Source organism: Pseudomonas sp. LJDD11 (assembly GCF_024584215.1).
In the GTDB taxonomy this organism is placed as follows: domain Bacteria; phylum Pseudomonadota; class Gammaproteobacteria; order Pseudomonadales; family Pseudomonadaceae; genus Aquipseudomonas.
Genome location: NZ_JANJFL010000001.1, coordinates 230,206 through 249,861 on the forward strand (window position 1 = coordinate 230,206; position 19,656 = coordinate 249,861).

18 protein-coding genes and 1 pseudogene are annotated in these 19,656 nt (G+C 63.3%); 8 read left to right on the forward strand and 11 right to left on the reverse strand.

The features are described from left to right. Positions 1-9: 9 nt before the first annotated feature. Together sctV and sctW are read right to left on the reverse strand one after the other, a co-directional pair. Positions 10-2,103, reverse strand: a complete 2,094-nt coding sequence (sctV, locus tag NRB16_RS01060) for a type III secretion system export apparatus subunit SctV (RefSeq protein ID WP_257105254.1) — start codon at positions 2,101-2,103, stop codon at positions 10-12. Beyond that, positions 2,100-3,209 carry a type III secretion system gatekeeper subunit SctW gene (gene sctW, locus NRB16_RS01065; protein WP_257105255.1) on the reverse strand — a complete coding sequence of 370 codons (1,110 nt, stop codon included), beginning with the start codon at positions 3,207-3,209 and terminating at the stop codon, positions 2,100-2,102. Before sctW ends, sctV begins: the two co-directional genes overlap by 4 nt. A gap of 260 nt (positions 3,210-3,469) precedes the next feature. Here sctW and NRB16_RS01070 point away from each other — a divergent pair, with 260 nt between their 5' ends. From NRB16_RS01070 to NRB16_RS01080, 3 genes and pseudogenes are all read left to right on the forward strand, one after another. After that, the gene (locus NRB16_RS01070) at positions 3,470-4,024 is read left to right on the forward strand and encodes a sigma-70 family RNA polymerase sigma factor (RefSeq protein ID WP_253141075.1); all 555 of its coding nucleotides are present in this window, start codon (positions 3,470-3,472) and stop codon (positions 4,022-4,024) included. Further along, positions 4,024-4,587 carry a GNAT family N-acetyltransferase gene (locus tag NRB16_RS01075; protein ID WP_045493011.1) on the forward strand — a complete coding sequence of 188 codons (564 nt, stop codon included), beginning with the start codon at positions 4,024-4,026 and terminating at the stop codon, positions 4,585-4,587. The genes NRB16_RS01070 and NRB16_RS01075 overlap by 1 nt, the downstream gene beginning before the upstream one ends. Before the next feature lie 165 nt (positions 4,588-4,752). Then, positions 4,753-4,848 (forward strand): annotated as a pseudogene (locus NRB16_RS01080) (GntR family transcriptional regulator); the annotation flags it as partial. 277 nt (positions 4,849-5,125) lie between these two features. Here NRB16_RS01080 and NRB16_RS01085 read toward each other — a convergent pair. After that, entirely contained in the window at positions 5,126-6,709 is a 1,584-nt protein-coding gene (locus tag NRB16_RS01085; RefSeq protein WP_253111469.1) for an aldehyde dehydrogenase (NADP(+)), read from the reverse strand. 187 nt (positions 6,710-6,896) lie between these two features. Here NRB16_RS01085 and NRB16_RS01090 point away from each other — a divergent pair, with 187 nt between their 5' ends. Further along, positions 6,897-7,625: a hypothetical protein gene (locus NRB16_RS01090; RefSeq protein WP_253111471.1), complete on the forward strand. Its 729-nt coding sequence runs from the start codon at positions 6,897-6,899 to the stop codon at positions 7,623-7,625. Between the two features lie 625 nt (positions 7,626-8,250). Here NRB16_RS01090 and hpxK read toward each other — a convergent pair. The 7 genes from hpxK to NRB16_RS01125 form a co-directional block, all read right to left on the reverse strand. Then, positions 8,251-9,498, reverse strand: coding sequence for an allantoate amidohydrolase (gene hpxK, locus NRB16_RS01095; protein ID WP_257105256.1), 1,248 nt, complete (start codon positions 9,496-9,498; stop codon positions 8,251-8,253). Next, on the reverse strand, positions 9,495-10,733 hold the full coding sequence (locus NRB16_RS01100) for an alanine--glyoxylate aminotransferase family protein (protein ID WP_045492772.1): 1,239 nt from the start codon (positions 10,731-10,733) through the stop codon (positions 9,495-9,497). Before NRB16_RS01100 ends, hpxK begins: the two co-directional genes overlap by 4 nt. A gap of 33 nt (positions 10,734-10,766) precedes the next feature. Further along, positions 10,767-11,504 (reverse strand): amino acid ABC transporter ATP-binding protein, encoded by a 738-nt coding sequence (locus NRB16_RS01105; RefSeq protein WP_253141087.1) that lies wholly within the window; start codon positions 11,502-11,504, stop codon positions 10,767-10,769. Further along, positions 11,485-12,141 (reverse strand): amino acid ABC transporter permease, encoded by a 657-nt coding sequence (locus tag NRB16_RS01110; RefSeq protein ID WP_045495024.1) that lies wholly within the window; start codon positions 12,139-12,141, stop codon positions 11,485-11,487. The genes NRB16_RS01105 and NRB16_RS01110 overlap by 20 nt, the downstream gene beginning before the upstream one ends. Beyond that, positions 12,141-12,806, reverse strand: coding sequence for an amino acid ABC transporter permease (locus tag NRB16_RS01115; RefSeq protein WP_045492766.1), 666 nt, complete (start codon positions 12,804-12,806; stop codon positions 12,141-12,143). Before NRB16_RS01115 ends, NRB16_RS01110 begins: the two co-directional genes overlap by 1 nt. Before the next feature lie 10 nt (positions 12,807-12,816). Beyond that, positions 12,817-13,611, reverse strand: a complete 795-nt coding sequence (locus tag NRB16_RS01120; protein WP_373568417.1) for a transporter substrate-binding domain-containing protein — start codon at positions 13,609-13,611, stop codon at positions 12,817-12,819. 217 nt (positions 13,612-13,828) lie between these two features. Beyond that, on the reverse strand, positions 13,829-14,668 hold the full coding sequence (locus NRB16_RS01125; RefSeq protein ID WP_045492760.1) for a MurR/RpiR family transcriptional regulator: 840 nt from the start codon (positions 14,666-14,668) through the stop codon (positions 13,829-13,831). A 95-nt stretch (positions 14,669-14,763) separates the two neighbouring features. On the opposite strand from NRB16_RS01125, the gene hpxX reads away from it, so the two are divergent. Genes hpxX through NRB16_RS01145 form a run of 4 tightly spaced genes read left to right on the forward strand, consistent with a single transcriptional unit; the run spans position 14,764 to position 18,390 of the window. Continuing rightward, on the forward strand, positions 14,764-14,952 hold the full coding sequence (gene hpxX / locus NRB16_RS01130; RefSeq protein WP_045492757.1) for an oxalurate catabolism protein HpxX: 189 nt from the start codon (positions 14,764-14,766) through the stop codon (positions 14,950-14,952). Next, a complete protein-coding gene (locus tag NRB16_RS01135; RefSeq protein WP_257105257.1) occupies positions 14,949-16,346 on the forward strand; it encodes an AtzE family amidohydrolase in 1,398 nt (465 codons plus the stop codon). Before hpxX ends, NRB16_RS01135 begins: the two co-directional genes overlap by 4 nt. Further along, a complete protein-coding gene (hpxZ, locus tag NRB16_RS01140) occupies positions 16,343-16,726 on the forward strand; it encodes an oxalurate catabolism protein HpxZ (protein WP_253111490.1) in 384 nt (127 codons plus the stop codon). Before NRB16_RS01135 ends, hpxZ begins: the two co-directional genes overlap by 4 nt. Before the next feature lie 50 nt (positions 16,727-16,776). Further along, positions 16,777-18,390, forward strand: a complete 1,614-nt coding sequence (locus NRB16_RS01145) for a gamma-glutamyltransferase family protein (protein WP_257105258.1) — start codon at positions 16,777-16,779, stop codon at positions 18,388-18,390. Positions 18,391-18,393: 3 nt separating this feature from the next. Here the strand turns inward: NRB16_RS01145 and NRB16_RS01150 are convergent, their stop codons facing one another. After that, positions 18,394-19,596, reverse strand: a complete 1,203-nt coding sequence (locus tag NRB16_RS01150) for an MFS transporter (protein ID WP_045492746.1) — start codon at positions 19,594-19,596, stop codon at positions 18,394-18,396. Between the last annotated feature and the right edge of the window lie 60 nt (positions 19,597-19,656).

Consider the following 19,656-nt stretch of genomic DNA (forward strand, 5'->3'; position numbering starts at 1 on the left):
CACGCTCCATCAGGCCATCAGGACCTGTGCTTCTTCCAGATCGAGACGCCCCAGCACCTGCACTTGCACCGTTGACAGCAGTTCGGCGAAAGACAGTACCGGGACATGGTTGAATTCTTCGTTGAGCAGGCTGCGCAGCGGGCTGCGCAGGTCCTGGGCGACCAGCAGCACCGGCCTTGGCCGGGCTTGCAGGGTAAAGGCCTGGCGCAGTTGTTCGAGCAGCGCACCGCCCAGCTCCGGGTCCAGGGCAAAGTACGATTCGTTCTGGGTCTGGCGCAGCGCATCGCGCAGCAGTACCTCGGTTTCCGGGGTCATCAGCCAGGTGTGCAGGGTGTTGTTTTCGCTGTGCTGATGGCAGATCTGCGCCTTGAGGGCGATGCGCACATGGTCGGTCAGGGCATTGAGGTCACGCTCATGCTGGCCTTGCTCGATCAGCGTTTCGGCAATCGGTCGTACCGAGCGCAGCGACACCAGTTCGGCCGACAGGCGCTGCAAGATGGCGGCGAAGCGCGCCAGTGGCAGGGTGCGTTGCAGCTCTTGGGCAAGCTCGGGCTGTTCGCTTTCCAGCCAGCCAAGGATCGCCTTGCTTTCCTGCAGGCCGATGAACTGCGGCCCGGTGGCCTGAAAGGCGCGCTGCATGCGCTCGACGATTAACTCTTGGGCGCTGAAGCGGCTGATCTCGCTGTCGCTCAGCAGCGGGTCTTCGGCCGCCAGCCAGATCCACTGTTGCTCGTCGCGCTCGGGCTGGCCCGGTTCGGCGTCGCGGGCCTGGTGCTGGTAATGCTGCTCCACCGCCAGGCGGGGACTGAAGCAGGTGGCACGGATCACCGGTACTTCATACACGCAGAAGCGAAACTCGTCGTCTGCGCAGCGGTCGGTGAACTCGATATCGAACGACGGCAGGGTCAGGCCGTAGTTATGGACCAGCGAGTTGCGCCGCTGGCGGATCGCCTGCAACAGCGCGTCGGTCTCGGCACTGTCCTGGCGGGCCGGGTTGAACTGCAGCAGGTAGGCCCGCGAGGGGTTGAAGCGGCGAATGTCATCGCGGCCATTGAGTTCCGGTGCGCTCTGCCCGGCGGCGTTGAGGTTGTCCTGTTGCGTCTGCCGCTGGCGGGCCCGCCAAAGCTGGTACAGGCCGCTGGACAGGCACACCAGGCTGATGCACACAAAGACCCCGGTGGGCATGCCAGGGATGGCGGCAAAGCCGAGCATGCCCAGCGAGGAAATCACCCAGGCTTTGGGCTGGCTGGTCAACTGGTCGGCAATTTCATGGCCGATGTTGATATCGGCGCTCTGGTTGTCGGGCGCGACCCGAGTGATGATCATGCCGGCGGTCAGCGAGATCAGCAGCGCGGGAATCTGTGCGATCAGGCCGTCACCGATGGTCAGGACCGAATACAGGTGCATGGCCGCACCGGCTTCCATGCCGTTTTGCAGCACGCCAATGGAAAAACCGCCAATCAGGTTGATGAACACGATCACCAGGCCGGCAATGGCGTCGCCCTTGACGAACTTCATCGCGCCGTCCATGGCGCCGAACAGCTGGCTTTCCTTGGACAGCTCTTCGCGGCGCTGACGCGCCTCGCGCACGGTGATCAGGTTGGCGCGCAAATCGCTGTCGATCGACATCTGCTTGCCCGGCATGGCATCGAGGGTAAAGCGCGCTGCCACTTCCGCGACCCGTTCTGAACCCTTGGTGATGACCAGGAAGTTGACGATGGTCAGGATCAGGAAAATCACCAGGCCGACTGCCAGGTTGCCGCCGACCACGAAGCTGCCGAACGCCTCGACGATATGCCCGGCGTCCTGTTGCAACAGGATCAGCCGGGTGGTGGCGATCGACAGCGACAACCGGAACATGGTGGTCAGCAGCAGTACCGCCGGAAAGGTCGAGAACGCCAGCGGCCTGGGCAGGTACATGGCCAGCACGATCAACAGTGACGAAACGCAGATGTTCAGGGCGATCAGCACGTCCACCAGCGCGGTGGGCAAGGGCAGGATCATCATGAACACGATGGCCATGACCATCACCGCACCAATGATTTCGCTGCGCCCGGTCAACGCCAGGGCCAGCCGATTGAGTGCCTGGATCAGCCAGCTCATTGCACGACCCTCGCGGTTTCGTCCAGGCCCAGCGCCTTGCGTTCATGACGGGCCAGTTCCTCCATCAGGCCCATCAGCAGGCGCAGGCCGTTCTGGCGGGTCTTGAGGTCTTTCCAGATTGCCAGCGGCAGGGTCTGGAGCAAGGGGTACAGGCTGTTGAAAAACACCGGTTGCAGCTCAGGCTGACGACCCAGGGTGTCTTCGGCCAGCAGGGTCAGGTCACGGGCGAAGAAGCCGTTGGCACAAAAGCGCAGCACCCGCTTGCTCATGCCCAGCGCCGTCATGCTGCTGCCGGGGTTCTTGTGCGCCAGGCGTTCGAGCAGCGCCAGGCAGCTCTTGAGCAGGTTGTTGATCTGCCCGCCGGCACCCAGCCCGCGCAGCATCGAGCGCAACACCGGGCCGGGTATTGATGGGGCCAGGGCGGCGATGTCGTCGGCCAGGGCGCGTTGCAGGGTGCGCAGGCCACGGGTGAACTGTTCCTCGTTGAAGCGCTCCAGCAGCGCTTCGAGCAGCGCGGCCAGCGGCTGCTGGGCGACGATGGCGGCGTAGTAGAGCTGGCGCATGGCGCTGCGTTGTTCCGGATCGCTGCTGAACAGGGCGATGGCACTGGCGGTGTTGAGCCCGGCGCGAATCTTGTCGCCGTGGGTTTGACGCAACTCGTCGAGCAGCCCATGGGCCTGGTCGGCCAGCGACTGGCGGCCCTCGGCGGCGGCCATGCGCACCGCCTGCTGCAGGGCCAGGTCGGCCCGGGTCGGGTCGTTGTCGGCCAGATTCAGGATGCCGCCCAGCGCGGCCTGCTGCTGCATCTGGATCTGCATGCGCCGCGCCAGTTGTTCCAGGGCCGGCTGTTCGGCGTTGTCGAGCAGGCGGTACAGCTGGGTGAGTTTTTCGACCCGTTCGACACGCTGGGCGGTGCTGCTTTCGCGCACCTGACGCTCGTCCAGCGACTTGCTGTGGCGCTCGACGCTTTCGGTGAATTTCAGCGCCACTTCTTCCATGGAGTCGAACAGCGGATTGCGCAGCGTCGGGGTGCGCACTTCTGCGGGCGCGGGCCGCGCAATCAGGTCCAGGTCGGGCCGGGGGTCGCTAAAGGAGTTGATTTTCATGGGCTGCGCTATCGCCAGAAAGGGATGTGCCTTGAGTGGCACAACGCAGCAAAGGGTTCCCCGGTCGGCAGCCAGGAAAGTCGTGCAACAACTGGCACGCGGTTTTGTATCAGCAATGCCACAAATGGCACAAAACGCTGTTTTATCGAGGTTTATTTCCTTAAAAATCAACAAGTTGAAAATTTATAAAAGCTGGTACGTTCGCTGCTCTCCCTCTGGGGCCACTAACGGCAACCGTCTAACGGATGAGGGATACAAGCGTGCAAGCCAACAACGAGATGTGTGAAGCAAAGGTCATCGGGGTCATCGCAGTGGATGTGGCAGGGCTGGCCAGAAGCAGCGCCAAGAAACTGCGCGGGTTCATCAGCAAGCGGGTGTTCAACCAGGCCGATGTCGATGACCTGATGCAGATGACCTACCTGGAAGCCTGGCGCAATCAGCACAAATACCAAGGCCATTCCCGGCCCGAGACATGGCTGTTCGGCATTGCCGCAAACCTGGTCAGGAACCACTTCAAAACCCTGTACAACCAGCCGCAGCCCACGGAGCTGACGGATCTGGACCTGGAACACCTGGAGCAGGGCCACGACCCCAGTCAGGTCAGTGACCATCAGCGCATCCTCGGTCGGACCCTGCAAGCCATTGATGAGCTGTCCACCGACATGCGCACGGTGATCCAGCTGGTGGTCGACTCGGACATCAGCTATCAGGACGCCGCCCGCCACCTGGCGGTGCCGATCGGCACGGTGCGCTCACGCCTGGCACGGGCGCGCGGGCAACTCAAACATTCGGTTTATGCGCGGAGGATGCACTGATGAACAGTTTTGTCGACGCAGCGGCCATGCCACGTCTGGCCAAAGGTTTGCGTGAATCACGTGACAGCGACCTGCCGGCGATGATGCAGATCTTCAACGAAACCGCCGCCAGCGGCGCCAACTCGCCGGTGGTGCGGCCCATGACCCTTGAAGAGGTCACGTTCTACATCAACCTCTACAAGCGTGACGGTTTGCCGGTGTATGTCTTTGAGCGGCGCGGCGAAGTGCTGGGCTGGCTGTCGATCAACCGCTTCAGCTGGGGCACCCAGGCCTGCTACCAGACCGGTGAAGCGGCGATCTACGTCAGGCGCGACCACTACGGCAGTGGCATCGGCGTGGCACTGGGGCGCGGTGCGGTGGCCCTCGGCCGCCAGGCGGGGCTTGAAAATCTGGTGGCCTGGATCATGGCGGCCAACGTGCCGAGCCAGCGCATCGTCACTGCCATCGGTGCCACCCTGTGGGCACGGCTGCCCAACATTGCCCGTTTCGGGGAGCAGCGGGCCGACGTGCTGCTGTTCGGGTTGCCGTTGAGTGTGCCGCTCAGCGCCACCGCACCTGACTGACCGGAGGCTGCTGCACTGAGCCAGACGCATGGAGCAGCGACCTTGAAGGTCTCTGTTCCGGCGTCCTCAGAGATGGCTTCTAACCATATGCTCAAACGGTATTTGCGTCGCTGTAGCTGAATCCTTGTCTTCTTGTCATGACTCGTTACGACAAGTGATCTCACGATGCAAGACAACAAGGTCCTCCTGCCGCTTTCCAGTGTGCCGCTGCACTCTCAACTGCGCCAAGTGCTGCGCGCCAGAATTCTCGACGTCGAATACGCCTCCGGCCGGTGGCCGAGCGCCTGCAACTCACCCCAGGGTGATGCCGTAGGAGCGGCTTTAGCCGCGAAGAACTCAACTCTTTCATCGTGTTGTCCGGACGGCAAGTTTCGCCTTGTTGCTCGGCGCAGGGGCGGTGGCGTAAGAAAAAAGCCATGCACAAATCAGATCGTTATTGAATGGCTAAAGCCGCTCCTGCAATCGCTCCCTGAAACGCCACTCAACAAAAAAGGCGTGACCCTCACGGATCACGCCTTTGTTTTGTCACCCGGCCTTATCAAGCGATAGGCTGGTCGCTCCACTCGCCATTGACCAGGCGGCGCAGGCCCAGCGGGTTGGCGTTCTGCAGCGCAGGCGGCAGCAGGGCGTCAGCGTGGTTCTGGTAGCAGACCGGACGCAGGAAGCGGTCGATCGCCAGCGTACCCACCGAGGTGCCGCGCGAATCGGACGTCGCCGGGTACGGACCACCGTGAACCATGGCATCGCAGACTTCAACACCGGTCGGGTAGCCATTGACCAGAATCCGGCCAACCTTGTCTTCCAGCAACGGCAGCAGCCACTGGTAGCCCGACAGGTCAGCCGGCTCACCGATCAGTGTTGCGGTCAACTGACCACGCAGGGCCAGCAGCGCGTTTTGCAGTTCGGCATCATCGGCCACTTCGATGGCGATGGTGGTTGGACCGAACACTTCTTCCTGCAGCAACTCATCGCCGTTCAGCAGCAGGCTGACGTCAGCCTTGAACAGTTGCGACTGAGCCTGCTTGCCGTCCTGAACCTTGCCCGCCAGGTGCGTGACGCCCGAATGCGCCAGCAGGTGCTCGACGCCCTTGCTGTAGCTGCGCAGACCGCCAGCGTTGAGCAGGGTCTGTGGACCCTGGCCGTCGATCTGACCGGCCAGTTGCTCCAGGAAGGCGGTGAAGGCCGGCGAGCGCAGGCCGATGACCAGGCCCGGGTTGGTGCAGAACTGACCGCCACCCATCGCGACCGAAGCAGCCAGGTCCTTGGCGATGGTTTCGCTGCGGGCGTCCAGCGCCTGCGGCAGGATGATCACCGGGTTGATGCTCGACATTTCGGCGAACACCGGGATCGGCTGCGGGCGCTCGGCGGCCATTTTGCACAGCGCATTACCGCCGCCCAGGGAACCGGTGAAGCCTACCGCCTGAATGGCCGGGTGCTTGACCAGGCCTTCGCCTACGCCGTTACCGAAGATCATGTTGAACACGCCTTTAGGCATGCCGGTACGCTCGGCGGCGCGGATGATCGCCTGGCCAACCAGGTCGGCAGTGGCCATGTGGCCGCTGTGCGCTTTGAACACCACCGGGCAACCGGCAGCCAGTGCCGCAGCGGTGTCACCGCCGGCGGTGGAGAAGGCCAGCGGGAAGTTGCTGGCGCCGAATACTGCCACCGGGCCGACGCCGATGCGGTATTGACGCAGGTCCACGCGTGGCAGCGGCTTGCGGTCTGGCAGCGGCAGGTCGATGCGCGCACCCAGGTAGTCGCCACGGCGCAGGATCTGGGCGAACAGACGCATCTGGCCGCTGGTACGACCGCGCTCACCCTGGATACGGGCTTGCGGCAGAGCGGTTTCCTGGCAAACGATGGCCACGAAGTCGTCGCCCAACTGGTCCAGCTCATCAGCGATGGCGTCGAGGAATTCGGCGCGGCGGGCCGGACTCAGTTGACGGAACTCGGGAAAGGCGGCCTTGGCTGCCTGGGCGGCGGCATCGATTTCGCCATCGGTGGCCTGGACAAAGCTGTAAGGCAGGGCTTCACCGGTGGTCGCGTCCAGGCTCTGGTGCTGGCTCTGACCCAAGGCGCTGCGGGCGCCGCCGATGAAGTTATGGCCGAGAAGGGTGGACATCGGTATCTCCTGTTGTTTTGACCCTGAGGGTTGCCGAATGGCTGATGGAGTGGGGTGGAGCTGGCAGTCTGCACACATGCCTGCACCGGTATCACTGTAGGTCAGCAGTCATCGTACAACTACCGTGTGGGCTACGCAACCATCGGCGGTGGTAACCTGTCGGCGTTTTCTGACCAGGAGTGTTGCCATGGACTATGTGTGGCTGGTGGTGGGCGCGGTTATGTGCGTGGTGGCGCTGTGGCGCGGACGCGGTCACCTGCGGGGGATGCGCAGCCTGCGCCGTGAGCGGGTGATTCGCGATTATGTGTTGCCGGGTGGTTTATTCGATGCCTTGCGCCAGCAGCATCCGCATTTGCAGATCAAGGATTGCCAACTGGTTGCCCAAGGCTTGCGGCAGTTTTTCCTCGCGTATCACAAGAGTGGCTACCGCTACGTGTCGATGCCGTCTCAGGTGGTCGATGACCTGTGGCATGAGTTCATCCTCCACACCCGTGCCTACGAAGAGTTCTGCCACAAGGCCTTTGGCCGTTTCTTTCATCACACCCCGGCAGCGGCGTTGGGGGCAAAGGCTGCTGCGCAGAGTGACGCCGGTCTGCGCCGTACCTGGTGGTACGCCTGCCACGAAGAAAACATCAACCCACGCTCAGCCTTGCGCCTGCCGCTGCTGTTTGCGCTTGACGCCAAACTGGCAATTGCCGGTGGTTTTGTCTATGCCCTGGACTGTAGCGGGATGCGCCGCGCCGGCAACGATACCAACGCGACCGTGGTGCATTGCGGCAGCGACCTGGGCCATGGCTCCTCCGATAGCGGTTCGGGCTGCGGTGGCGGCAGCCATGGTTCTGACAGCACCGACAGCAGCAGCGGTGACAGCAGCGGTTGTGGCGGTGGAGGCTGCGGCGGAGGCGGGGGGGACTGATCGTTGCAGTAAGGCTGCTCAATCAGGCACGACGGACCTTGGGTAGGCGCGAGCTCGCTCGCGAAAGGGCCAGGCCAGACGCAGTATTTTTAAGGTCTGACAGACAGCTTTCGCGACCAAGGTCGCTCCTACAAAGACATTGGCTCATCGTTGCTGTTGATTTTGATCTTCGATCCGAGATAGCACAAACGCTGCCGAACGCGACTTGGGTGCAGGCCGAGGGTAGGCGTCGATTTGGGGGAGAAACCGACATGGATGTCGGTTTCAGGTGCGCTGGGCAGGACGCCCATCGCGCCGGCCCCCGAATCGATGCCGGACGGAGGGAAGTCTGCCCGAAGGGCGGACCCAAACCAGGAGCAAGCGGTTTTCCCTGGTTTTGCCAAGACAAAATCGGGTCGCCCAGCAGGGCGAAACCTGCAGTCCAGACGACTTGGTTAGGGATTTTCCATTGCTCGAAAGAGCGGTGCAGGCAGTTCTCCACTAATGACCCTTTAAAGCAGGAAAAAATGCGCCTTAACTGATCGGCATTACCCCGTAGGACCGGCCGGGCGGCGAGCAGCTTTAGCCGGGAAGCCTTCGCGGCTAAAGCCGCTCCTACGAGCGAATCCTGCAAGCCCATTCGCCTTTACGCCCTGGCAACCGCTGCCACCCACTGACTGAGCGCTTGCAATGCCAGGCCGACATCCGCCTGGGTCACTGACTCGGCCGGGTGGTGGCTGATGCCACCGGCGCAGCGCACGAACAGCATGCCCACCGGCCATTTTTCTGCCATGGCGATGGCATCGTGGCCGGCGCCGCTGGGCAGTGCCAGGCTGCGGCCCTGGACGTTGACCAGCACTTCTTGCAGCGCAGCCTGCAGCTGCGCATCGCAGTCGGTGGCCGGAATCGAGTAATAGGTCTCGGCGCTGAAGGCAATGCCGCGTTGTCTGGCAATCGCCTGGCCCTGTTGCAGAATCCGCTCCAGCAGGCCGTCCAGTGCCGCGTCCTGCGGCCCGCGCACATCCAGGGTCAGGGTCACCTCGCCAGGGATGACGTTGACCGCACCGGGGTGGCATTGCAGGGTGCCGACCGTGGCCACCAGTTGCGGACCGGTTTGCCGGGTATGCTCCTCGATCCACACCATCCATTGCGCCGCCGCCGCCAGAGCGTCTTTGCGATGCGCCATCGGCACCGTGCCGGCATGCCCGGCGTGGCCGGTAAAGGCGCAGTTCAGACGTCTTGCGCCATTGATTGCGGTCACCACGCCGAGCGCCAGTTGCTCACCTTCCAGGCACGGTCCCTGTTCGATATGCAGCTCAAGATAAGCGGCAATCTCTGACTGGTGGCGCGCCGCCTGGCCGATGGCGCTGGCGTCCAGGCCAGCCTCGGTCATGGCCTGGGCGACGCTGATGCCGTTGGCATCGGGCTTGTCGACCCATTCGGCGGGCCAACTGCCGGTCAAGGCGCGGCTGCCGAGCAGGGTAATGCCAAAGCGGGTGCCTTCTTCATCGGCAAAACCGACGATCTCGATGGCGTTCGGCAGGTGTACAGCGTGCTGGTGCAAGTGCTGAACCACCTCAATGGCCGTGATGACCCCAAGCATGCCGTCGTAGCGCCCGGCATCGCGTACGGTGTCCAGATGCGAGCCGAGCAGCACCGCTTTGGCGTCAGGCGTCTGGCCTTCATAGCGGCCGCAGATATTGCCGACGCTGTCCTGCCAGACGCGCATGCCGGCCTCGCGCATCCACTGGCCGACCAGCGCGTTGGCTTGCAAGTGCTCGGTCGACAGGTACACCCGGGTCAGCGACGGCGCCGACTCGCTGATCAGCGCCAATTGGTCGCAGCGCGCCATGACCCGCGCAGCGGCATCGTTGTTCATCTGCAACGGGCTCATGCTGGCTGGCCGCTGTAGTGATCCCAGGCGGCCTGCATGGCCGCGCCTTGGGTGGTGCGTACGCCCAGATGATTGAGCACTGCTTCCAGGGCGCTCAAGGTCTGCATGACGCAGTCTTTGCGGGCGTTGTAGCCCATGGTGCCGATGCGCCAGATCTTGCCGGCCAGCGGCCCGAACGAGGTGCCGATCTCGATGCCGAAGTCTTCCAGCAGCAGCTTGCGCACCTGCTCGCCATGCACGGCCTCGGGAATCACCACGCCGAGCACGTTGTTCATCTTGTGCTCAAGGTTGCCGAAGGTTGCAAGGCCCATGCCCTCAATGCCCTTGAGCAAGGCATCGCCGTGCAGTTTGTGGCGGGCGATACCGGCCTCCAGGCCCTCTTCGACGATCAACCGGGCGCATTCACGGGCGGCGAACAGCGCCGAGGTGGCCTCGGTGTGGTGGTTGAGGCGCTCTGGCCCCCAGTAATCGAGGATCATGCCCAGATCGAAATAATTGGAGTAGATCATCTCGTCGTCGCCGTCCTGATGCGCCGCCGTGCGGATGCCAGCCTCGACACATTTGCGCCGGCGAATGACCGCTTCCATGCGTTCGCTCAAGGTGATTGGCGCGGTGCCCGACGGCCCGCCCAGGCATTTCTGCAAGCCGGCGGAGACTGCATCCAGGCCCCACAGGTCGCTTTGCAGCACATTGCCGCCCAGTGAGGCGGTGGCATCGGTATAGAACAGCACATCGTGGCGGCGGCAGATTTCGCCCAGTTGTTCCAGCGGCTGGAGCATGGTGGTCGAGGTGTCGCCCTGGACCGTCAACAACAGCCGTGGCTTGACCCGCTTGATCGCGTCTTCGATCTGCTGCGGCTCGAACACTTCACCCCATGGTGCCTCGATGGTATGCACCTCGGCCCGGCAGCGGCGGGCGATCTCGACCAGCAGGTGGCCGAAGCGGCCAAACACCGGCACCAGCACCTTGTCGCCGGGACGGATCGCCGACACCAGAATCGCTTCGATGCCAGCCCGCGAGGTGCCGTTGACCAGCAGCGTCCAGTGGTTCGCGGTGGCGAACACGCTGCGGTACAGCGCCATCACCTCGTTCATGTAGCCGGTCATGGCCGGGTCGTACTGGCCGACCAACTGGCTGGACATGGCGCGCAGCACGCGCGGGTCGGCGTTGATCGGGCCGGGGCCCATGAGCAGGCGTTGTGGCGGGTTGACCGGTGAATAGAGGGCAGTATTCATGGGGACGATCTTCTACACATTTATAAGAGGGGTTCAGTTCAGACCACGTACCGAGGAAATAAACTGTTTGAATTCAGCGGTCTGCGGGTTGGCAAACAGCTCGCGGCTGTCGCCCTGTTCCCAGACTTTGCCCTGGTGCATGAACACCACCCGGTCGCCGACCTCGCGGGCGAAGTTCATTTCGTGGGTGACCAGGATCAGGGTCATGCCTTCTTTGGCCAGTTGTTCCAGAACCTTCAATACCTCACCGACCAGTTCCGGATCGAGGGCCGAGGTGATTTCGTCGCACAGCAGTACCTTGGGCGACATGGCCAGGGCGCGGGCAATCGCCACCCGCTGTTGCTGACCACCGGAGAGGCTTGAGGGGTAGTAGTCCAGACGCTCACCCAGACCGACCTTTTCCAGCATCTGCGCGGCCAGTTCGCGGCACTCGGCGTCGCTTTTTTTCAGCACCCGGCGCGGCGCGAGCATCACGTTCTCCAGCGCCGTCATGTGCGGGAACAGGTTGAAGCTCTGAAACACCATGCCCACCGAACGGGCAATTTCCCGCGCCTGGGAGTCACGGTCGGTGACGGTCATGCCGGCCAGTTTGATGCTGCCTTGCTGATAACCCTCCAGGCCGTTAATGCAGCGCAGCAGGGTGCTTTTGCCCGAGCCGCTGCGGCCGATGATCGACACCACTTCGCCGATCTCGATGTCCAGGTCCACGCCCTTGAGCACGTGGTTGTCGCCGTAGTACTTCTGTACCTGATCAATGGTGATGAGCGGCATTGAATTTCTTCTCCAGGAACTGGCTGTAGCGCGACAGCGGGTAGCACATCAGGAAATAACCGAGCGCCACCAGGCCGAACACCTTGAACGGTTGGTAGGTGACGTTGTTGAGGATGGTGCCGGCTTTGGTCAGCTCGATAAAACCGATGATCGAGGCAAGCGCCGTGCCCTTGACCACCTGCACGGCAAAGCCGACGGTGGGCGCAATGCCGATGCGCAGCGCCTGGGGCAGCACCACCCGGTACAGGGTCTGGCCGAAGTCCAGGCCCAGGCAGCGGCAGGCTTCCCACTGGCCGCGGGGCAGGGCACGAATGCTGCCGTGCCAGATGTCGACCAGAAAGGCACTGGTGTAGAAAGTCAGGGCCAGCGAGGCGGCGGTCCAGGGTGAAACATCGATGCCCAGCAACGCGACACCGAAAAATGCCAGAAACAACTGCATCAGCAGCGGCGTGCCCTGAAACAGCTCGGTATAGCCGCGAATCAGCCAATGCAGCCAGCGCTGCCCGGACAGGCGCATCATCACCAGCACACTGGCTACCAGGGTGCCGCCGATGAACGCGGTGAGCGACAGCAGGACCGTCCAGCGCGCTGCCAACAGCAGGTTGCGCAGGATATCCCAGTCGGTAAAGGTGCCCATCATGGCTGGTCTCCAAAGCATTTGCGGCCGATCGCCAGCAACAGCTGACGCATGGCGATCGACAGCGCCAGGTACATCAGCGCGGTCACCAGGTACACCTCAAAACTCAGGAAGGTGCGCGACTGAATCAGGCTGGCGGCGAAGGTCAGCTCTTCATGGGACACCTGTGAAACCACCGAGGAGCCGAGCATGACGATGATGCACTGGCTGACCAGCGCCGGATAAATGCGCTTGAGCGACGGTGGCAGCACCACTCGCAAGAACGTCTGCGAACGGCTCAGGCCCAGCACCCGGCCGGCTTCCCACTGGCCACGCGGGGTGACCTGGATGCCGGCGCGGATGATCTCGGTGCTGTAGGCGCCCAGGTTGATCAGCATCGCCAGCAGCGCGGCTTCGCCGGCAGTCAGCTTCAGGCCCAGCGCTGGCAGGCCGAAGACAATGAAGAACAACTGCACCACAAACGGCGTGTTGCGGATCAGTTCGACGTAGCAGCCCCACAGGCGGCTGGCCAGCCCCGGCCGGCCACTGCGCAGCGCCGCACCGAGAATCCCCAGGCTGACCCCGCCCACGGTGGCCAGCACCGTGAGCTGGATGGTCACCCACAAGCCGGCCAGCAGTTCCGGCCAGTAGGGCAGCAGGGCAGAGAAATTAAGCTGTGCAATCATCACCAGGCCCTTACGCGCCCAGATTGGCAGGCAGTGGTGCCTTGAGCCACTCCTCGGACAGCTTGTTCAGCGTGCCGTCGGCGTGGGCCTGTTCGATCAGGGCGTTGACCTTGTCCTTGAGCGCGGTTTCGTTCTTGCGCAGGCCGATGAAGCACGGCGAATCCTTGAGCATGAACTTGGCCACCGGGGCTTTGTCGGCGTTCTGCCGGGTAATTGCCGCGACCACCAGGTTGCCGGTGGCCACGTACTGCACCTGGCCAGACAGGTAAGCCGACAGCGTGGTGTTGTTGTCTTCATAACGCTTGACCTGCGCGCCGGCCGGTGCCACTTCGGTCAGCACCATGTCCTCCACCGCACCACGGGTCACCCCGATCGACTGCCCGGACAACTCGGCCGCACCCTGCAGCGTGCTGTCCTTGGCACCGAATACACCGAGGAAAAACGGCGCATAGGCCTTGCTGAAATCAATCACCTGTTCACGCTCGGCATTCTTGCCCAGGCTGGAGATCACCAGGTCGACCTTATCGGTTTGCAGGTAAGGAACGCGGTTGGCGCTGGTGACCGGGACGAGCTGCAACTTTAGTTTCATTTGCTTGGCCACGTACTTGGCCATGTCGATGTCATAACCCTGCGGCTGCAAATCGGTGCCGACCGAACCGAATGGCGGAAAATCCTGCGGTACGGCGATGCGAATCACGCCGCGCTTCTCGATGTCCTGCAACTGATCCGCCAGCACACCCGCCGCCTGAGACAGCAGCGCCGCACCCGCCAGAATCGCGATCAACGTCTTTTTCATACTCGGCACCCCATCCGCTTCGGTTGTGAAACAAAAGATTCGTTATTTTTGTTTTTGCAACGTGTGTGCCAGTTTGTTTCACGACCGAAACTTTTTCCCTGTCGCTGGACATGTAAGGCATTAGCTTGAGTTTCGGGGGTGACGATAGGCGGGCAGCCGAGTCGATGGTATAAAAAAAGGCGCTAAAAAAGCGCCTTGCAGATCTTTTTTGCCCTTTTAAGGTGCATCAGCGTTGTTCCAGCTCATCCAGCTCGCCGTACAGCGCGGCGATCTGGTGAATGCGCTGGCGGCCTTCGCTCAGCTGTTCGTGCAGCACGGCATTGACCAGCAGGTTAATCAGGCTGTTGGCCCCGGCGTAGCTATCGAACGCTGAAACGCTGTCCAGTGGCGTGCACAGATGCCAGCGCCCCAGTTCAATCACTGCTTGAGCCTGGGGCTCGCAAATCACCAGGGTCGGCACCTGCTGCGCCTGCAATGCCAGCAACAGCGGACGAATGATCCGTGGCCGCCGACGGAAAGCCAGCACCACCACCAGATCGTCGGCCGCAACATCGACCAGTTCCTCGGCCAGGGTCTGGCCGGTCTGCGGCAGGATCTGCACCCCGGGACGAATCTGCAGCAGTTGCTGGCGCAGGTGCAGGGCGGCCGGATAAGCATTGCGCAGACCGACGATCAATACCCGTCGGCAACTGCCCAGCGCGTGCACCACCTCGGTGAAGGTTGGCCCGTCAATCGCATTGACCCACTGGGTCAGGTTGGCCATTTCCTGCTTGTAGTGCCGCGCCAGCAAGGTATTGCCCTGCACCACGTCGCGGTTGTCGGTCACCGGCATGCCGGTCTGCCGCAAGGTGCGCTGTTCGTCGCGCATGTCCTTGTACTTGTCGTAGCCCAGGCGCTTGAACAGACGGCTGACGGTGGCCTTCGACACCCCGGTCAGCCGCGCCAGCTCGGCGCTGTTGTAGCTGACCAGGTCGTCGTAATGGTCGAGCATGAAATCAGCGAGACGTTGCTCTTGAGGGGTGAGGTGCGAGTACTGGCTGCGCAGGCGTTCGTCTAACTGATTCACGGGAATCCCTTGTAACTTTCGTTTCATTGAGCCAATGATATAGCAATCACGCAGGCACCGGAATGTTCCGGCCTCGATGTTCAGAGGAGTTCACCATGACACAGGTCCCGCCCGACTGGGCAGCCTACATTGCGCAGATGGAACAGGTCCTGGGCCTGGAACTGGACGACGCCCGACGTCAGGAACTGCTGTTGCAGTTCAGCCGCATCGCAGCCATGGCCGCGCCACTGATGGATTACCCGCTGGATGACCGGCTGGAAGTGGCGGGAGTCTACAAGGCATGAATCTCGACACGCTGAGCATCAGCCAATTGAAGTCGGCACTGGCCGCCGGAGAGTTCAGCGCCGCTGAAATCGCCGAGCACAGCCTGGGCGCAATCGAACAGCGCAATCGGGCAATCAACGCCTGGACCCGGATCACTCACCAGCGCATGCGCGAAGAGGCCCAGGCCCTCGATCGGCGTCGCCAGCAGGGTGAGGCCTTGCCCGCGTTGGCGGCTGTGCCCTATGCGGTGAAGAACCTGTTCGATGTGGCGGGTTTCCCGACCCTGGCCGGCGCACAGATTTTCAAGGACCGCGCGCCTGCGGCCCAGGATGCCTGGGCCGTGCGGCAACTGGCCGGCAGCGGCGCGCTGTTGTCGGGCATGCTCAACATGGACGCCTATGCCTATGGCTTTACGACCGAAAACAGCCATTTTGGTGCCACCTGCAACCCCCATGACCTGACCCGTATTGCTGGCGGCTCATCGGGCGGCTCGGCGGCAGCGGTTGCGGCCGGGCTGGTGCATTTTTCGTTGGGTAGCGATACCAATGGCTCGATCCGTGTACCGGCTTCGCTGTGCGGCGTGTTTGGCATGAAGCCGACCTTTGGCCGGCTGTCACGCAGCGGTACTCACCCGTTTGTCGGCAGCCTCGATCACATTGGCCCGCTGGCGCGGCGGGTCAGCGACCTGACCGAAGTCTATGACGCCTTGCTGGGTCATGACCCGGCGGACGGCTTTCAGGCGGCGCAGGATCTGCAACCGGTCATGCCCCGATTGGAGCAGGACAGCGACGGTTTGCGTTGCGCCGTACTGGGCGGTTATTTCCAGCAATGGTGCGATGATTCGGCACGTGATGCCGTGGCGCGCGTCGCCAAGGGGTTGAACGCGCAACAGCAAATCACGCTGGCTGAAGCCGAACTGGCGCGCACCGCTGCCTTCATCATCAGCGCCTCAGAGGGCGGCAACAGTTACCTGCCAACCCTGCGCCGTGTGCCTGACGCCTTCGAGCCGCTGTCTCGTGAACGGCTGCTGGCCGGGGCGATGATTCCGGCTGCCTGGTATGTGCAGGCGCAGCGCTTTCGTCGGCATTTCCAGCAGCAGGTGTTGCCGCTGTTCGCCGGCGTCGATGTGCTGATTGCACCGGCCACGCCGACCAGCGCCACGACCATTGGCCAGCAGACCATGCGTATCAATGGCACTGATCTGCCGATTCGCGCCAGCATGGGCATGCTCGCCCAGCCGATCTCTTTCCTTGGCCTGCCGGTGGTCAGCGTGCCGCTGCGCGCCGCCAATGGGTTGCCGATCGGCGTTCAGCTGATCGCCGCGCCGTTCAACGAACAGGCCTGCCTGCGTGCTGCGCGTCGGCTGGAGCAGTTGGGCATCACTGAGGCCGCTGTGCCGGGAGCCGTGCAATGAACCCACAATCGATTGATCGCCCTGAGGTGCTGACCGAGGTACGCGCTGCGTTTGAGCGCTACGAGCAGGCGCTGGTCAGCAATGACACTCAGGTGCTCGATGAGCTGTTCTGGCATGACCCGCGCACCGTACGGCTTGGCGCCGGGGAGAACCTGTATGGCATCGAAGCGATCCGCGCCTTTCGTGCGGCGCGCCCGTCGGCCGGGCTGCAACGCACCCTGCGCAATACGGTGATCAGCTGCTATGGCGAGGATTTTGCTGTGTGCAGTACCGAGTTCACCCGCGACGGCAGCGAGCGCATCGGTCGCCAGCAGCAGAGCTGGGTACGCCTGGACGGGCAGTGGCGGATCGTCGCTGCGCACGTCAGCCTGATGTCGTAAACCTGCTTGGTCGTACGTTTCTTTGGTCGCAAGCTTCTTTGGTAGAAATCATGCTCAACACCACACTGGCCGCCCGGGGCATTGCCGTGGCACCTCATAGCCTGGCCGCGCAATCGGCGCTGGCCATTCTGCGTAGCGGCGGCAACGCCATCGAAGCGATGGTGGCCGCTGCCGCCACCATCGCGGTGGTGTACCCGCACATGAACGGCCTTGGCGGCGATGGCTTCTGGCTCATCGTGCCGAAACACGGCGAACCGCTGGCCATCGATGCCAGCGGCCCGGCCGGCAGCCTGGCGACCCTGGAGCGCTACCGTGGCCAAGCGAGTATCCCGCTGCGTGGCGCTGCTGCCGCATTGACCGTCGCCGGGACGGTCGGCGGCTGGCAGGAGGCGTTGGCGGTCAGTGCCGGGCTGGGCGGCAGCACGCCGCTGCCGGCGCTGCTGGCCGATGCCATCCATTACGCCAGTGCCGGTATCCCGGTGACCCGTTCGCAGCATGCCGCCACCGCCGCCAAGCTTGCGCAACTGCAGGATATTCCGGGGTTCGCCGACACCTACCTGTGCCACAGCGAAGGCCGCTATCGGGTCCCGGAGGCGGGCAGTCTGTTTCGCCAGCCACGCCTGGCGCAAACCCTGCAACGCTTGAGTGATTGCGGCCTGGATGATTTTTATCGTGGCAGCCTGGGCGACAGCATCGCCGCCGACCTGCAACAGCTCGGTGCGCCGGTCACCCGTGCTGATCTGGCGGCCTATCGGGCCAAACGGGTCAAGCCGCTGGCCCTGGAGCATGGCAGCGGCACGGTGTACAACCTGCCGCCACCGACCCAGGGCGTGGTGTCGCAGCTGATTCTGGGGATTGCTGAACAGGCCGGCCTGGCAGACACCGCCGTCGACTCGGCGGCTTACGTGCACACGTTGGTCGAGGCCACCAAACTGGCCTTCAAGGTGCGCGATGCCTATATCACTGACCCGGCGCACATGAAGGTCGATCCCCAGGCATTTCTGGCACCCGACTTTCTTCGTGAGCAAGCCGCGCTGATTGACCCCCGGCAGGCGCAGCGTTGGGGCGAAGACAAGGGGCCGGGTGATACGGTGTGGATGGGCGTGATCGACAGCGATGGTCTGGCGGTGTCGTTTATCCAGAGCATCTACCACGAGTTCGGCAGCGGCGTGGTGCTCAGCGACAGCGGGCTGGTCTGGCAGAACCGCGGCGCTTCGTTCAGTCTTGACCCTGAGCATTTGCTGGCGCTGCAACCGGGCAAGCAGCCGTTCCACACCCTCAACCCGGCCGCCGCTCGGCTGCATGATGGTCGCAGCATGGTGTACGGCACCATGGGCGGTGATGGCCAGCCGCAGACCCAGGCGGCCGTCTTCACTCGTTATGCCGTGTTCAATCAGCCGTTGCAGCAGGCCGTCAGCGCCCCGCGCTGGCTGCTGGGGCGCACCTGGGGCGACAGCAGCGTGTCGCTCAAGCTGGAATCACGCTTCGACCCGCAACGGGTTGAGCAACTGGCTGCCCTGGGCCATGACGTCGAAGTGCTGGAGGCGTTCAGTGAGACCATGGGCCACGCCGGGGCTGCGGTGCAGTTGCCCAACGGCACGTTCGAAGGGGCCTATGACCCGCGCGGTAACGGCGCAGCCGCCGGGTTCTGGACCGGCGGGTAATCATCAGGCCGTCTGGCCAGACGCCCGGCGTGCGGCGTGGGCGTCCTTGAGAAACACCAGCAAGGCCAGCAGCGGCAAGGCGGTGCCGACCAGGATGATCGCGTGCCAGCCGCCCCGATCGAACAACAGGCTGGCCACCGCCGAGCCGACTGCGCCGCCGATGAAGATGCTGGTCATGTACAGCGCATTCAGGCGCCCACGGCTGGCGGCATCCAGTGCGTACACGGCGCGCTGGCCAAGCACCATGTTCACCTGGACGCAGAAGTCCAGTACCACCCCGGTCAGCGCCAGGCCAATGACCCCGGCACCGGCATCGCTCAGCCCCGGCAGGAAACAGATTGCCGCCAGCAGCAAGGCAAACAGGCTTGCCGGGCGGGTGTATCCGGCATCGGCCAGGCGTCCGCTGATCGGCGCCGCAATGGCTCCGATCGCCCCGGCCAGGGCAAACAGGGCGATCTGGCTTTGCGACAGCCCATGATTGCGCGCCAGTTCCAGCGGTACGGCGGTCCAGAACAGGCTGAAGGTGGCGAACATGCAGGCTTGATAAAACGCCCGCTGGCGCAGTACCGGTTGTTCACGCAACAGGCTCCACAACGAGCCCAGCAGTTGTCCGTAAGAGGCGCGATGTGCCGGGACCCGCTTGGGCATGGTGGTCGCCAGCACCACACAGATCAGCAGCATGATCAGCGCCGCCATGGCAAACACCGCGCGCCAGCCGAAGTGGTCAGCGATCAGGCTCGACAACGGCCGGGCCAGCAGAATACCCAGCAGCAAACCGCCCATGATCCCGCCGACCACCCGGCCACGGGATTCTTCCGGGGCCAGGTGCGCCGCCAGCGGAATCAGGATTTGCACCGACACCGAACTGAAACCGATCAACAGCGACAGCAGCAGGAACAGGTTGGGCTGCTCCACCACGGCCGCGCCGATCAGGCTCAGCACCGCCAGTACGGCGGTGGCGATCATGAGTCGGCGGTTTTCCAGCAGGTCACCCAGTGGCACCAGAAACAACAGGCCCAGGGCATAGCCGATCTGGGTCAGCGATACGATCAGGCTGGCCAGGGTTTCTGAAAGCCCGAGGTCCGGGGCAATCAGACCGATGATCGGCTGGGCATAGTAGATATTGGCGACGATGGCGCCACAGCAGAAAGCGAACAGCAGCACCAGAGCGCGGGTCATGGCAACAGGCGTGGCGGGAAGGCTCATAAAGGCTCGCAGGCAGGCTTGAGGAAGATAGCCAGCAGGTTAAAGGCATTCACCGACAGC